Below are 15,336 nucleotides of genomic sequence, written 5' to 3'. Positions count from 1 at the left end.
GCGGGCGGGGGACGCCGGACCCCCGCCCGCCGTCTTCCGGCCACATCCACGGGGACGACGTCCGGCCACCACTTCGGGGACAAGGAGGCTGCCCATGTCCGCGTCCGTTTCCCAGCCACGCGTCGGCGTCTGGCTGATCGGGGCCCGCGGCTCCGTCGCCACCACCGTCGTCGCGGGCTGTGCCGCCGTCACGGCGGGTCTGCACCCACCGACGGGCATGGTCACCGAGACCCCACCCTTCGAGGAATGCGGTCTGCCGCCGCTGTCGTCGCTCGTCTTCGGCGGCCACGACGTCGTGGACTGTCCCCTGCCCAAGCGTGCCGAGGCCCTCGCCGCGGGCGGCGTCCTGCCCCCGGGACTGCCGGCCGCCGTCGCCGCCGAACTCGCCGCAGCGGACCGCGAGATCCGGCCGGGCGGCCCGGTTCCGGGACCCGCCGGGGACACCCTGGGCGTGGAGGACCTGATCACCGTCTTCGCCTGCGACATACGGGACTTCGTACGACGGTGCGGGCTCGCGCGAGCCGTCGTGGTGAACGTGGCCTCGACGGAACCGGTCCCGACCGGAGGGGACCTGCCGGCCAGTTCCCTCTACGCGGCGGCCGCCCTGCGCGCGGGCTGTCCCTACGTCAACTTCACCCCCTCCACGGGCCTGCACCACCCGGAGCTCGCCGAGGAGGCGGCCGCTTCCGGGCTGCCGTACGCGGGCCGTGACGGCAAGACCGGGCAGACGCTGCTGCGGTCCGTGCTCGGCCCGATGTTCGCCCAGCGGGCGCTCGCCGTGCGGGCCTGGTCCGGCACCAACCTGCTGGGCGGCGGTGACGGCGCGGCCCTCGCCGACCCGGCCGCCGCGGCGGCGAAGAACGCCGGCAAGGAACGGGTGCTCGCCGACACGCTCGGCGCGGCACCCCAGGGCGAGGTCCACATCGACGACGTGCCCGCGCTCGGCGACTGGAAGACCGCCTGGGACCACATCGCCTTCGACGGCTTCCTCGGCACCCGCATGATCCTGCAGACCATCTGGCAGGGCTGCGACTCGTCCCTCGCCGCCCCGCTCGTCCTGGACCTGGCCCGGCTCCTCGCCCGCGCCCATGAGGCGGGCCTGCGCGGACCGCTCGGCGAACTGGGCTTCTACTTCAAGGACCCCGTGGGCGAGGGACCGTCGTCCCTGGGCGAGCAGTACGCGGCACTCGCCACATTCGCGGAGCGGTTGCGCGACGGGGCGGGGACGGCCGCGAACGGGCCCTCCGGGCAGCGGCCGGGGGAGCACCGATGAGCGGGCGGCACGCCGGAGGCCCGGACACGACAGGCGCCGGCAGCGGCGAGACGCCGAGCCGTACACGCCTCCCCGGCGAGACGCCGGCCGGCGCGCGCCTCCCCGGCGAGATGCCGAGCGGCACACACACCCCCGGCGAGATGCCGAGCCGCACACACACCCCCGGCGAGACGCCGGCCGGCACACGCCCCCCAACCGGCACGGACACGGGTACCGGCACAGCCTCCAGCACAGGCCCGGCCACCGACCGTCCCTCCAGCCCCTCCAACCCCTACCACCCCTCCGACCCCTTCGACCCCTTCGACCCCTCCCACTCCCGAGCCTGGGCCGAACTCCTCCGGCTCCCCGCCCTCTTCACCGTCCCCGGCGACGCCCTGGCCGGTGCCGCCGCGGCGGGGATGCGACCCGGTGCCCGCACCCTGCTCGCGATCGGCTCCTCCCTCTGTCTCTACGAGGCGGGCATGGCCCTCAACGACTGGGCGGACCGCGAGGAGGACGCCCGGGACCGCCCGCACCGGCCTCTGCCCTCCGGCCGGGTCCGTCCGGCGGCGGCCCTCACCGCGGCCTGCGCCCTGACCGGCGCCGGACTCGCCCTCGCGGCCCGCGCCGGCCGCCCCGCGCTGGCCGTCGCCGCGCCGCTCGCGGCCACCGTCTGGGCGTACGACCTCGCTCTGAAGCACACCCCGGCCGGACCCGCCGCCATGGCCGCCGCCCGTGGACTCGATCTGCTCCTGGGAGCCGCGGCCACCAGTGGTCGCACTCGCGCCGCCCTCCCGTCGGCCGCGCTGCTCGGCAGCCACACCCTCGCGGTCACGACGGTGTCCCGCCGCGAGACCCAGGGCGGCTCGGTTCTGGGCCCGCTGGCCGCGCTCGCCACCTCCGCCCTGCTGACCCGGCTGCTGACCCGCCGGTCCGCGGCCGAACCGAGCCCGGACACCGCCCTGCGCACCGCTCTCGGCGCCGGCTACGCCGCGACCGTCGCCCGTCCCTACCTGCACGCCGCTCTCCATCCCTCACCTCCGCTCACCCAACGAGCCGTCGTCGGCGGCATCCGCGCCACCATCCCGCTCCAGGCCGCCCTGTCCGCCCGCTCCGGGGCTCGGGTCACCGCCCTCGCCGTCGCGGCGCTCGCCCCGCTCGGACGCCTGTACGCGAGGAAGGTGAGCGTCACATGAGCCTCAACGCCCGGCCTGCCGGCCGCCCCTCGGCCCCGCTCCGCTTCGGCTACGGCACCAACGGCCTCGCCGACCTGCGCCTCGACGACGCCCTCGCCCTGCTCGCCGACCTCGGCTACGACGGCGTCGGTCTGACGCTGGACCACATGCACCTCGACCCCTTCGCGCCGCTCCTCTCCGCCCGCACCCGCCATGTCGCCCGGCGCCTGCACGCGCTGGGACTGTCCGTCACCGTGGAGACCGGCGCCCGCTACGTCCTCGACCCGCGCCGCAAGCACGGCCCGTCCCTGCTGGACCCGGGCCCGGAGGACCGGGCCCGCCGGGTCGACCTGCTGCTGCGCGCCGTGCGGATCGCCGCCGACCTCGGCGCGCACGCCGTGCACTGCTTCAGCGGCATCACCCCCGCCGGGACGCACCCGGACACGGCGTGGAAACGCCTGGCCGACGCCCTCGCCCCCGTCCTGGACGCCGCCGCCACCGCCGGCGTCCCCCTCGCCGTGGAGCCCGAACCGGGTCACCTCCTCGCCACCCTCGCCGACTTCCACCGTCTGCGCAGCCTCCTCGGCGACCCCGAGCCGCTCGGTCTCACCCTCGACATCGGCCACTGCCAGTGCCTCGAACCGCTCCCGCCCGCCGACTGCGTCCGCGCCGCCGCTCCCTGGCTGCGCCACGTCCAGATCGAGGACATGCGGCGGGGAGTCCACGAGCATCTGCCGTTCGGCGACGGCGAGATCGACTTCCCGCCGGTCCTCGCGGCCCTGGCCGCCACCGGCTACCAGGGGCTCACCGTCGTCGAACTGCCCCGCCACTCCCACGCGGGCCCGCACTTCGCCGAGCTGTCCCTGCCCTTCCTCCGTCACGCGGCGCCAACCCCACAAGGGAGCACCCCATGACCCACGCACAGCCCGACCCGGGCGGTTCCACGACCGGCTCCCTCCTCGTCCGGGGCCCGCTGGACGACCTCCACTCCCGCCTCGACGCCGAACTGTCCGGAGCCGCCCGCGCCTGGCTCGACCAGGCTCTCGCCGAGGCCGCCGCCCACCCGGGCGCGCACGGCCCGATCTCGGTGTGGGAGCTGCGGTTCGCCGAGACCGGCCGCCGCTGCGGCGCCGCGTACGCGGACGCCGCCCGGGTGCTGATCCTGCGGGCCGCCCGCGCCGACCCGGCCGTGCTCGGCCGCGTCTACTCCCAGGGCACCGCCGCCGAACGCCGCGCCGTCCTGCACGCCCTGCCCCACCTGGTGCCGGGCCCGGAGGCGCTGCCGCTCGTCGAGGACGCCCTGCGCACCAACGACACCCGGCTGCTGGCCGCCGCCGTCGGCCCGTACGCCGCCCGGCACCTCGACGCCCACAGCTGGCGCCACGCCGTGCTGAAGTGCCTGTTCACCGGCGTGCCGGTCGAGGCGGTGGCCGGCCTGGCGGACCGCGCCCGGGGCGACGCCGAACTGGCCCGCATGCTCGGCGACTACGCCGCCGAACGATCCGCCGCCGGCCGCCCCGTCCCCGAGGATCTGCACCGTGTGCTGGCCCTGACCGACAGCGCGCCGTCGTCCACGTCGCACTCACCGGACGTCCCCCACGGCAAGGAGTCCTGATGCGCATCTTCGACCCCCACATCCACATGACCTCCCGGACCACCGACGACTACGAGGCCATGTACGCGGCCGGAGTCCGTGCCGTCGTCGAACCCTCCTTCTGGCTCGGCCAGCCCCGCACCTCGCCCGCCACCTTCTTCGACTACTTCGACTCCCTCCTCGGCTGGGAGCCCTTCCGCGCCGCCCAGTACGGCATCGCCCACCACTGCACGATCGCGCTCAACCCGAAGGAGGCCAACGACCCGCGCTGCCGGCCGGTCCTCGACGAACTGCCCCGTTATCTCGTCAAGGACCAGGTCGTCGCCGTCGGCGAGATCGGCTACGACTCGATGACACCGGCCGAGGACACCGCGCTCGCCGCCCAGCTCCAGCTCGCCGCCGACCACGGGCTCCCCGCCCTGGTGCACACCCCGCACCGCGACAAGCTCGCCGGTCTGCGCCGCACCCTGGACGTGGTCCGCGAGTCCGCCCTGCCGCCGGAGCGGGTGCTGGTGGACCATCTCAACGAGACCACCGTCAAGGAGGCCAAGGACAGCGGCTGCTGGCTCGGCTTCTCCGTCTATCCCGACACCAAGATGGACGAGGAGCGGATGGTCGCCCTGCTGCGCGCCCACGGGACCGAGCGGGTCCTGGTGAACTCCGCCGCCGACTGGGGGAGAAGCGACCCGCTGAAGACCCGCGAGGTCGGAGACCTGATGCTCGCCGAAGGGTTCTCCGAGGACGACGTCGACCAGGTGTTGTGGCGCAACCCCGTCACCTTCTACGGGCTCAGCGGCCGGCTCACCCTCGACGTCGGCGCGACCGAGGCCACCCACGAGGGCAACTCCGTCCTGCGCGGCGGGGAGTGAACGATGCGCTTCCGCCACCCCGACGGCTCCCTCGTCCACCTCGCCTACTGCACCAACGTCCACCCCGCGGAAACCCTTGACGGAGTCCTCGCCCAGCTCCGCGACCACTGCGAACCGGTCCGCCGCCGCCTCGGCCGCGACCGTCTCGGCATCGGCCTGTGGCTCGCCCGGGACGCGGCCCGCGCCCTGGTCGCCGACCCGTCCGCCCTGCGCGCCCTGCGCACCGAACTGGACCGGCGCGGCCTGGAGGTGGTCACCCTCAACGGCTTCCCGTACGAAGGGTTCGGCGCCGAGGAGGTCAAGTACCGCGTCTACCGCCCCGACTGGGCCGATCGGGAACGCCTCGACCACACCACCGCCCTGGCCCGGGTGCTCGCCGGGCTGCTGCCCGACGACGTCACCGAGGGCAGCATCTCCACCCTGCCGCTCGCCTGGCGCACCGCCGCCGACGAGGAGCGTGCCGCGACCGCCCGCACCGCCCTGGCCACCCTCGGTGAACGCCTGGACGCCCTGGCCGAGCTGACGGGCCGCTCCCTGCGCGTCGGCCTGGAACCGGAGCCGGGCTGCGTCGTCGAGACCACCGCCGACGCCCTCACCCCGCTGGCCGCGATCGACCACCCCCGTATCGGCGTCTGCGTGGACACCTGCCATCTCGCCACCTCCTTCGAAAACCCCGACACCGCCCTGGACGCGCTCGCCGATGCCGGTGTCACCGTCGTCAAGTCCCAGCTCTCCGCCGCCCTGCACGCCGAACACCCCCATCTCCCCGAGGTCCGCGACGCGCTCGCCGCCTTCGACGAACCCCGCTTCCTGCACCAGACCCGCGTCTCCACCGCCGCCGGCCTGCGCGGCACCGACGACCTGGGCGAAGCCCTGGACGGCCAGGCCCTGCCGGACGGCGCACCCTGGCGGTCCCACTTCCACGTCCCGCTGCACGCGTCCCCGGCCGCGCCCCTCACCTCGACGCTCCCCGTCCTGACCTCCGCACTCGCCCGGCTCGTCGGCGGCCCGCGACCGCTCACCCGCCACCTGGAGGTCGAGACCTACACCTGGCAGGCGCTCCCTCCCGAGCTGCGGCCGCACACCCGCGCCCAGCTCGCCGACGGCATCGCCGCGGAGCTCGCCCTCGCCCGCGACCTCCTCACCGACCTCGGCCTGAAGGAGCTGCCGTGACCGCCCACGCCCCGGCGCGTCCCACCCCGCTCCTCGTCCTCGACGTCGTCGGCCTCACCCCCCGTCTCCTCGACCACATGCCGCGCCTCAAGGCCCTCGCCCGGTCCGGCTCCCGGGCGCCGCTCGGCACGGTGCTGCCCGCCGTCACCTGCGCCGCCCAGTCCACCTTCCTCACCGGCACGATGCCGTCCGAGCACGGCATCGTCGGCAACGGCTGGTACTTCCGCGAACTCGGCGACGTGCTGCTGTGGCGCCAGCACAACGGCCTGGTCGGCGGCGACAAACTCTGGGACGCCGCCCGCCGCGCCCACCCCGGCTACACCGTCGCCAACATCTGCTGGTGGTACGCCATGGGCGCCGACACCGACATCACCGTCACCCCCCGTCCCATCTACTACGCCGACGGCCGCAAGGAACCCGACTGCTACACCCGCCCCGCCGATCTGCGCGACGAACTGACCCGGAAGTTCGGCACCTTCCCGCTCTTCCACTTCTGGGGACCCGGCGCGGACCTGGTCTCCAGCCGCTGGATCATCGACGCCACCCGGCACATCCAGCGCACCCGCCGCCCCGACCTGACCCTGTGCTACCTCCCCCACCTCGACTACGACCTGCAGCGCTACGGCCCCGACGACCCGCGCTCGCACCGGGCGGCCGCCGACCTGGACGCCGCGCTCGCCCCGCTGCTCGACGACGCCCGGGCCGAGGGCCGCACCGTCGTCGCACTCTCCGAGTACGGCATCACCCGCGTGTCCCGGCCGGTCGACATCAACCGGGCGCTGCGCCGCGCCGGACTGCTGGAGGTGCACACCCAGGACGGCATGGAGTACCTCGACCCCATGGCGTCCCGTGCCTTCGCCGTCGCCGACCACCAGATCGCCCACGTCTACGTCCGCCGCCCCGAGGACCTGGCGGCGGCCCGCGCCGCGCTCACCGGCCTGCCCGGCATCGACCTGCTCCTCGACGACGAGGGCAAGAAGACCCACCACCTCGACCATCCGCGCTCCGGCGAACTCGTCGCCGTGGCGGAGCCGGACGCCTGGTTCACGTACTACTACTGGCTCGACGACGCCCGCGCGCCCGACTTCGCACGGCTCGTCGAGATCCACCGCAAACCCGGCTACGACCCGGTCGAGCTCTTCATGGACCCCCTCGACCCCTACGTCAAGGTGAAGGCGGCGACGGCCCTGGCCCGCAAGAAGCTGGGCCTGCGCTACCGCATGGCGGTCGTGCCCCTGGATCCCTCACCTATTCGGGGCAGCCACGGCCGCCTCCCCGCGAGCGACGACGAGGGTCCACTCCTCATCTGCTCCACCCCCCGCGCTGTCGGCGACCGCGTCGCGGCCACCGATGTGAAAGCACTCCTGCTCCACCTGGCCGGTCTCTCCTGACCTGCTCACCAGTGAAGCACCCACCACTGACAACGGCCCTCGACCCAGAGGAGTTCCAGGCATGAGCCGCTTCTCCCAGCCCGACCCCGAACTCACCCACCGCATCGGCAGACGCGGCATGCTCGGCGTCGCCGCAGGCGCCACCGCCGCCGCCCTGCTCGGCGCGGCGGCCGGCCCCGCGACCGCCACCACGCAAACCGCGGCGGCTCCCGGTACCGCCGGCGCGCCCGGCCGTGGCCGCCCCGTCCTGCCGCCCGGCCGGCTCGGCATCCAGCTCTACAGCCTCCGCGACAAGGTCTCCACCCTCGGCTTCGGCCCCGTCTTCGCCGAGCTGGAGCGGTACGGCTACGACGAGGTCGAGTTCGCCGGATACACCCAGGGCTCCGCGGGCCCCATCACCCTCGCCCAGCTCAAGCGGCTGGCCAGGAGCCACGGCCTGAACCCGATCGGCAGCCACGTCGGCTACTACTCCGGCGACCCGGACGCCTACACCTTCGCCACCAACCTCACCAAGGTCCTCGACGACGCCCAGGCACTGGGCCTGAAGCACATCGGCACCGCTTCCAACCCGTTCCGCTACGGCTCGACCGTCGACGCCTGGAAGCGGGCGGCCGAGGACTTCAACACCTACGGCGCCGCGGCGAGGGCGCGCGGCATGAAGTTCTACCAGCACAACCACTCCGAGGAGTTCTCCTTCGCCGCCGACAAGCCGCACGTGCGCCTCTACGACGTGCTGCTCGCCGAGACCGACCCCGACCTGGTGTACCTGGAGATGGACATCTACTGGGCGTACGTCGGCCAGTTCCGTTTCTCCAGGCGGCCCGACGGCACACCCGCACCCTTCGACCCCCTCGACTACGTGCTGAAGCGGCCGCACCGCTACCCGCTGTTCCATGTGAAGGACGGGGTGAGCGACCCGTCGACCCAGCACGGCTACCGCATGGTCGACGTCGGTGACGGCGACATCGACTACCGGCGGTTCCTGTCCGCCGTCACCCGGCTGCGCGGCGAGCGGTTCGCCCACCACTGGCAGGCCGAGCACGACAACCCGGCCGAGTCGTTCACCTTCGCCCGCAAGTCCAGCGAGCACCTGCACTCACTGCGGGAGAAGTGCTGACCGCGCGCCTGCGCACCAGGAAGGGCCCTGTCCCGGAGTTCCGGCTCCGGGAAGGTCCCTTCCCGCGCCCGGCGCCGGCGGCCGAAGGGTGACCACCCTCCGTCAGGTTCCCTTTACCGTCGGCGCATGCCATCCACAGGGCGCCCCCGCTCCTGGAACCCTCGCCGGGCCGGACCAGGTACTGGCGGAACGGGGACGCGGTTCCGGGACCGGCGCGAGGGCATCGCGGAGCCGACCGCCCCGAGGCACCCGACGTCGACGAGTGACGCCCCCATCACCTGTGGTGACGCCTGGAGCGGGGGTGGCCGTCCGGCGGCCCGGGCCCCACCAGGGGTGCGGATACGCAGGTGAGAGGCACTCCGAAACCTTGGTATTGTTGTCCCTGTCGCCGCGGGGAACGCCCCGGCCGGGCGGCAGACACCTGGTCCGGGTGGCGGAATGGCAGACGCGCTAGCTTGAGGTGCTAGTGCCCTTTATCGGGCGTGGGGGTTCAAGTCCCCCCTCGGACACAGATCACGAAGGGTGGTCGGGAGCGATCCCGGCCACCCTTGCGTGTTTCTCTCGCGTCCCTCGATGTCTGTCCTTCTCCCTGTGTCTCCCGTGCGCCGGGTCAGCCGAGGCCGAGGACGTCCATCGCGTGTTCGGCCATGCGGCGCTCGCCGAGGGCGTTGGGGTGGACGGGGACGACGCTGGTGCCGAACAGCAGCGGTTCGATCCACCGGGTGCCGCCGGCCTTGCAGGCGTCGTGGCCGTCGGACACCTGGGAGAAGTCGACGTAGGTGGATCCGGTCTCTTCGGCGGCGCGCTGGACGACGGCGTTGAGGTGCGCCTGGATGCCGCGCAGATACGGCACGTCACCGGAGGCGATGGGGAGTTTCGCGAAGCAGCCAGGTTCGGCGGTGGCCGGGGTGATCCAGGGATAGCCCAGTACGGCGACGCGGGCGCCGGGTGCCTTGGCGTGGAGGCGCTGCAGGGCGGCCTTGACCGCCGGATAGGTATTCGCTTCGATCCGGTCGTCGAACGAGGTGCCGTGCTTGTCCTTGCACGGGCTGCCCTTGCCGCCGCTGAGCAGGCCCGCGGAGCCGCAGGCCGTGACGGCGTTGATGAAGGTGTTGTTGTCGTTGCCGCCGATGGTGAGGGTCACCAGGTCGGTGTCGGCGGTGACGGCGTCCAGCTGCGGGGCCACGCCCGGGTACTGGGCTTCGCTGAAGTGCTTGGTCTGGGCGCCGCCGCAGGTCACGTCCTTGAGGTGGGCGCCGGTCCGGGCGGCGATGAGATGCGGGTAGTTCGCGGTGGAGCGCAGGCAGAGCAGGTTGGCGGGGTCCACCGGGAGGACGCCCGAGCCGGCGCTGTAGCTGTCGCCGAGTGCGGCGTAGTCCAGGTTCGGGGTGGCGTGGGCGGTGGTGGCGCCGCTGAGGCCGAGGCTCAACGCGCCGACCAGCGCTGACGAGTGCATGACATGCCTGATCGGCTTCCGCATGTGCTCTCTTCTCGGGAGGCGGGTGAGTGAGGGGTGCCGTACGACCGTGGAGCACGAGGAGCAGCCGGGTGCGGGAATACCGATCGGTTCTACCGATAAGTAATGTGAAGGCGTGTCACGCGGGCGTCAACCTTGCCGACCGAACTTCTTGAAACCCCAACGGTCGGCCCGAGGCTCCTCCTTGTCACCCGTCGCGGGCCCACCAGCGCACCCGAGTGGAGGTCGCCGATGAAGGCGTGAACCTCGAGGGCGCGGACCATTCCGCCACTTCCTCGTCGAACGGCTGGGGTGGATGGTTGAGCGACGTGTTGGTTGAGCGATGTGCCGCCGGGCCCGGAGTGCCGGGCGCGCCGCTCCGGGGGAATCGTGGTACGCGTCCCACTCCGCCCGGTGTCGCCGGCCGATAGCCTCGCGCGGCGGTCATGGTACCGGCGCGGCGGGTACACGTTGAGTAACGTAGTGAACACAGCGAATCGACTCGGACCGAAAGCGGGTGGGCATGACGCTCGTGCGGAGCCTCGCGACGGACGACCCCGCGGAACCCCTGGTCTCGCCCGTCAGCTCGTACAACGAATGGGACCCGCTGGAGGAGATCATCGTGGGGCGGCTGGACGGGTCGCGGATCCCCGCCAGCCATCCGGTGGTGACGTGCAACGTGCCGCCGTGGGCCGCGCGCATGCAGGGGTTCGCCGCCGGCCGCCGGTATCCGCGGCTGCTGGTCGAGCGCGCCCAGCGCGAACTCGACGGCTTCGTCGCCCTCCTGGAGTCCCTCGGCGTCACCGTCAGGCGGCCCGACCCGGTCGATCACGGGCGGCGCTTCGGCACCCCCGACTGGTCCTCGCGCGGGTTCTGCAACACCTGCCCGCGGGACAGCATGCTGGTGATCGGCGACGAGATCATCGAGACCCCGATGGCCTGGCCGTGCCGCTACTTCGAGACGCACTCCTACCGCGCGGTCCTCAAGGACTACTTCCGGCGCGGCGCCCGCTGGACGGCGGCTCCCCGGCCCCAGCTCACCGAGGACCTGTTCGTGGAGGACTTCCAGGTCCCCGGCCCGGACGAGCCGATGCGCTACATCCTCACCGAGTTCGAGCCGGTGTTCGACGCGGCGGATTTCGTGCGGGCGGGACGGGACCTCTTCGTCACGCGGAGCAATGTGACCAACCGGATGGGCATCGAGTGGCTGCGCCGGCATCTCGGCCCCGCCTACCGCATCCACGAGATCGAGAGCCGCTGCCGCACGCCCATGCACATCGACACCACGTTCGTGCCGCTCGCGCCCGGCAAGGTGCTGGTCAATCCCGAGTACGTCGACGTCGACCGGCTGCCCGGCATCCTGGACTCGTGGGACGTGCTGATCGCTCCGGAGCCCACCCCCATCAGGGACCCGCTGCTCAAGCTCACCTCGATGTGCGGCAGATGGCTCAGCATGAACGTGCTGATGCTCGATGAGCGGAGGGTGATCGCGGAGCGGCACCACACCGGGATGCTGCGGGCGCTGGAGCGGTGGGGGTTCGAGCCCATCCCGTGCGACCTGCTGCACTACGCGCCGTTCGGCGGCTCGTTCCACTGCGCCACGCTCGACGTCCGGCGCCGCGGCACCCTCCAGTCGTACTTCGACTGACGGCCCGTCCGCCGCGGCGCCCTGAGGCGCGGTCCGTGCCGGACCGCGCCTCAGGCGCAGCGCGTGGGCTGGTTCCGTCACCCGGTCGAGGGCGGCCCGATGCACTCGCACAGCGGGGCCACAATCGGCCGGCAGGCGTTCCCCGGCTTCCGGCCCGACAGCGGCACGGCCCTGCCCCTGGCCGCGGTGTGCACCCGGCGCTTCCGGCACCGCGATCCGTTCGTCACCACGGCATACGGCCTCCTGGCCGAGCCGTGGCGCGGACCGCCGCCGGCGCGGACCGCCGCTACACCCGCTGCCACAGCGCCGGAGTGGCCTCCGGGGACCACGCGCCCTGCGCCTGGTGCGGCTGAAGGCACTGGTAGCGCACCCCGGCATGGGTCACGGTGGCCCCGGCGTCGTAGACCCGGCCCATGGCCCACGCGTCCGCCGTCGCGGTGCCCTGCGGTGTGGGCGCGGTCTGCTCGGACGCCGTCTTCAGGGTGAGGCCGAAGTCGCTCAGGATCGGCATCACCGGCTGGTAGAAGGTGGTCCCGCCGTTGGTGCAGTCACCGCTGCCGCCGGAGGTGACGCCCTGCGCCTGGACGCCCGCGACGTACGGGCCCCCGGAGTCGCCGGGTTCCGCGCACACCGTGGTCTGGGTCAGGCCGTCGACGGTGCCCTCGGCGTAGCTGACGCTGGTGCCGTGCTGCTGGATGGTTCCGCAGTGCCAGCCGGTGGTCGAGCCGGACCGGCACACCGACGCGCCGACGAGCGCCTCGACCGATCCACTGACCTGCACCTTCGTGTCGCCCTCCGCCTTGACGTCGGGGGTCGCGGTCCAGCCGGCGTTGACGGCCACGTACGACATGTCCTTGCCGGGGAACGTGGACGCCTGGAAGGTGCCCTGGTCGGCCTGGTTGTGCCCGGTCGTCCTGGCGCCCGGCTTGCCGCAGTGGCCGGCCGAGACGAAGCCCTGCTGCTGCTCCTTGGTGACGGAGAAGCCGATCGAGCAGCGGGCGAGGCCGTCGATGTAGAAGGCGTCGCCGCCGGTGAGGTTCTCGAACAGCCGTGGCCGGTTCGTCGTCACCCGGAGGCCGACCTGCTCCGGCGTGAGCCCGGCCGCCTTGACGAAGGCCTCCGCGGCCGACCGGTCCGTGGCCTCCAGCACCACCCGGTTGCCCGGCACGTCGACGTACCACAGCGGTGTGTCGCGGGTGTCGGTGAGGATGGCCGTCTTGTCCAGCTGGGCCTTCACCGCCCGCAACCGGGGCAGGGTGTTCTTGACGACCACCGCCTTCGCGCCCTCCGCCTCGATGGCCGCCACGTCGTCGGCGCTGGTGGTGGCGACGGTGAGTTCGGCGGAGACCGTGCCCCGCAGCCAGGCGCCGGCGAAGCGCTCGCCCAGCGCGTTGCGGAGCCGGCCCGCGCGGGTGCCGGCCTCCGCCTCGTTGACCAGGCGGGCCTGGGCCTGGCTCCGGGTCAGCCCGAGGTCGCGCTCCAGCGCGAGGAGCAGCTCCTGTGCCGGCTGGTCGGCGCCGAGCGTCTGCGCCGCCGACGAGGCGGCCCCGGCGGACGGCTTCGGCTCGCCCGCCGCGGCCGACGGGAGCCCGGCGAGGACCAGCGCACCGAGCACGGTGAGCGCGGCCCGGTGCCGGGTGACGGTGTGTCTGTGGGCCATGCGGCGTGTCTCCTTCGCTCAAGGGCAAGCTGCCGTGAGTTCTAGGCCTTGCCGCAAACGGCCCCCGGCCATGTCGCCGGCGGCGGGCTTACGCGATTTCGGTGACGCCGTGCGGCGCCATGTGCAGTACGCCGGGCCCCGGGACCCGTGCCCGGGGGATGCCGTGCCCACCGCATCGCGCCCGGGACGCACCGCGGGACGCGGAGGGGCTCACGCGGGTTTCAGGCCGGGGTCGCCCACCTCGGTGACGAAGGACGCGGCCGTCGTGACGGGTGCGCCGGGGGTGGTCACGGCGGAGACGGTCCGGAAGTCCGACCGGGCCGCCTCCCGGTCCAGCTCCATCCGGAGGTAGCCGCGTTTGCCGTTGTAGAACTTCATGTGCGGGTTGGCCCGCAGATGCGCCTCCCAGTTGACCGGCTTGTCCGCGCCGTCCTTGCCGCTGGTGATGGAGGTGCAGGCGAGTTCGGTGCCGAGGGTCCGGGACGCCGGTTCGTCGAAGTCGTCCTTGATGTCCAGGGCGTAGCCCACGTGGACGTCGCCCGTGAGGACGATCCAGTTGGCGAGGCCGGCCGCCTTCGCCCCGGCGACGACCCGGTCGCGTGAGGCGCGGTAGCCGTCCCAGGCGTCCATGGAGACCTTCGGCGGATTGGTGACGTCGAAGTTGCGCTGGCAGAACAGCACCTGCTGCGGCACCACGTTCCACAGCGCGTCCGAGGCCTGCCACCCCTCGATCAGCCAGCGTTCCTGCGCGTCGCCGGTGAGGGTGCGCGCCGGGTCGTCCGACTCGGGGCCCGGAACGTGGGGGCGGTCGCCGTAGGCCTGGTCGGAGCGGTACTGCCGGGTGTCGAGCACGTCGAACTGGGAGAGGGTGCCCCAGTGGAGCCGCCGGTACAGCCGGGCGTCCGGCCCCTGGGGCAGCTGTGCGGCGCGCAGCGGCTGGTTCTCCCAGTACGCGCGGTAGGCGGCGGCCCGGCGCAGCAGGAACTCCTCCGGCGGCACGTCGTTCTCGGGGATGGCGCCCGCGTAGTTGTTCTCGGTCTCGTGGTCGTCCCAGGCGACGACGAAGGGATGGGTGGCGTGCGCGGCCTGGAGGTCCTCGTCGCTCTTGTACAGCGCGTACCGCATCCGGTAGTCCGTGAGGGTCATCGTCTCCCGGTTGTAGGCGTCCGGCAACGTGCCCGCGGCGTAGCCGCGTTCGCCGCCGGACGAGTTCACCGGGTACTCGTACAGGTAGTCGCCGAGGTGGAAGACCAGGTCGACGTCCTCCTGGGCCAGGTGCCGGTAGGCGGTGTAGTAGCCGTCGGGGTAGGCCTGGCAGGCGACGGCCGCGAGCCGCAGGGACGAGACGGCGCTGCCCTCGGCGGGCGCGGTACGGGTGCGGCCCTCCGGGCTGATCCACGTGCCGGTGCGGAACCGGTAGTAGTACGTGGTGTCCGGGGTGAGGCCCTGGACGTCGACGTGCACGCTGTGCGCGTATTCCGGGTGGGCCAGGGCGACGCCGTCGCGCACCACGGCGGCGAACCACTCGTCGAGGGCCACCTCCCAGCTCACGGAGACCTGCTCCTGGCCCAGTCCGCCGTCCGGTTCGTACGGCGCGGGGGCGAGCCGCGTCCACAGGACCACCGCGTCGGGAAGCGGGTCGCCGGAGGCGACGCCCAGGGTGAAGGGGTTCTCGGTGATCCGGCGGGCGTCGAGCCGGGGCGCGGCCATCGCGCCGCGGGCGGGCAGGCCGGTGCCGAAGGCGAGCGCGGTGGCCGCCGCGGCGACGGTGAGGAAGCGGCGGCGGGCGAGGTGCGGGGCCGCGGCACGCCACACGGCGTCGATGCGGGCGGAAGGATGCTCGGGCAGGCCCGGGCCACGGCCTGTGGGCGCCATCTGATGTCCTCTCAGTCACGCTGAGTACGCATGTTAAGCAGACAAAATGCGCGATGCGGATGTGCCCTGCGGTCTCGTCACACGGGGGGACGTACGTGGTGATCCAGCCACCCCGGCTGGTGTTCG

The 15,336-nt window shown here is 73.2% G+C and carries 12 protein-coding genes and 1 tRNA gene; 10 read left to right on the top strand and 3 right to left on the bottom strand.

Annotated elements, in window-relative coordinates:
- The first annotated feature begins 94 nt into the window (after positions 1–94).
- The 9 genes from VE614_RS06845 (at position 95) to VE614_RS06805 (ending at position 9,080) form a co-directional block, all read left to right on the top strand.
- Positions 95–1,273, top strand: coding sequence for an inositol-3-phosphate synthase (locus tag VE614_RS06845; protein ID WP_324933649.1), 1,179 nt, complete (start codon positions 95–97; stop codon positions 1,271–1,273).
- A gap of 140 nt (positions 1,274–1,413) precedes the next feature.
- Positions 1,414–2,448: an SCO3242 family prenyltransferase gene (locus VE614_RS06840; protein WP_324933647.1), complete on the top strand. Its 1,035-nt coding sequence runs from the start codon at positions 1,414–1,416 to the stop codon at positions 2,446–2,448.
- Positions 2,445–3,341, top strand: coding sequence for a sugar phosphate isomerase/epimerase family protein (locus VE614_RS06835; protein WP_324933645.1), 897 nt, complete (start codon positions 2,445–2,447; stop codon positions 3,339–3,341). The genes VE614_RS06840 and VE614_RS06835 overlap by 4 nt, the downstream gene beginning before the upstream one ends.
- Positions 3,338–4,042, top strand: a complete 705-nt coding sequence (locus tag VE614_RS06830) for an EboA domain-containing protein (RefSeq protein WP_324933642.1) — start codon at positions 3,338–3,340, stop codon at positions 4,040–4,042. The genes VE614_RS06835 and VE614_RS06830 overlap by 4 nt, the downstream gene beginning before the upstream one ends.
- Positions 4,042–4,890, top strand: a complete 849-nt coding sequence (locus VE614_RS06825) for a TatD family hydrolase (RefSeq protein ID WP_324933640.1) — start codon at positions 4,042–4,044, stop codon at positions 4,888–4,890. The genes VE614_RS06830 and VE614_RS06825 overlap by 1 nt, the downstream gene beginning before the upstream one ends.
- 3 nt (positions 4,891–4,893) lie before the next feature.
- Positions 4,894–6,063 carry a metabolite traffic protein EboE gene (gene eboE / locus VE614_RS06820; RefSeq protein WP_324933638.1) on the top strand — a complete coding sequence of 390 codons (1,170 nt, stop codon included), beginning with the start codon at positions 4,894–4,896 and terminating at the stop codon, positions 6,061–6,063.
- On the top strand, positions 6,060–7,454 hold the full coding sequence (locus VE614_RS06815) for an alkaline phosphatase family protein (protein WP_324933635.1): 1,395 nt from the start codon (positions 6,060–6,062) through the stop codon (positions 7,452–7,454). The genes eboE and VE614_RS06815 overlap by 4 nt, the downstream gene beginning before the upstream one ends.
- A gap of 61 nt (positions 7,455–7,515) precedes the next feature.
- Positions 7,516–8,571, top strand: a complete 1,056-nt coding sequence (locus VE614_RS06810) for a sugar phosphate isomerase/epimerase (RefSeq protein WP_324933633.1) — start codon at positions 7,516–7,518, stop codon at positions 8,569–8,571.
- Positions 8,572–8,995: 424 nt separating this feature from the next.
- A tRNA-Leu gene (locus VE614_RS06805) sits at positions 8,996–9,080 on the top strand.
- A gap of 101 nt (positions 9,081–9,181) precedes the next feature.
- Here the strand turns inward: VE614_RS06805 and VE614_RS06800 are convergent.
- The gene (locus VE614_RS06800; RefSeq protein ID WP_324933631.1) at positions 9,182–10,051 is read right to left on the bottom strand and encodes an SGNH/GDSL hydrolase family protein; all 870 of its coding nucleotides are present in this window, start codon (positions 10,049–10,051) and stop codon (positions 9,182–9,184) included.
- 499 nt (positions 10,052–10,550) lie between these two features.
- Between VE614_RS06800 and VE614_RS06795 the strand changes: the two genes are divergently transcribed.
- Positions 10,551–11,675 carry an amidinotransferase gene (locus VE614_RS06795; RefSeq protein ID WP_324933629.1) on the top strand — a complete coding sequence of 375 codons (1,125 nt, stop codon included), beginning with the start codon at positions 10,551–10,553 and terminating at the stop codon, positions 11,673–11,675.
- 286 nt (positions 11,676–11,961) lie between these two features.
- Here the strand turns inward: VE614_RS06795 and VE614_RS06785 are convergent, their stop codons facing one another.
- The gene (locus VE614_RS06785; protein ID WP_324933627.1) at positions 11,962–13,335 is read right to left on the bottom strand and encodes a carbohydrate-binding protein; all 1,374 of its coding nucleotides are present in this window, start codon (positions 13,333–13,335) and stop codon (positions 11,962–11,964) included.
- Between the two features lie 210 nt (positions 13,336–13,545).
- Entirely contained in the window at positions 13,546–15,210 is a 1,665-nt protein-coding gene (locus VE614_RS06780; protein WP_324933625.1) for an alkaline phosphatase D family protein, read from the bottom strand.
- Positions 15,211–15,336 lie beyond the last annotated feature (126 nt).

This window comes from Streptomyces sp., assembly GCF_035645055.1.
GTDB lineage: Bacteria > Actinomycetota > Actinomycetes > Streptomycetales > Streptomycetaceae > Streptomyces.
The sequence above is the reverse complement of the archived record's forward strand: the minus strand, read 5'-3'. Positions and strand labels throughout refer to the sequence as shown.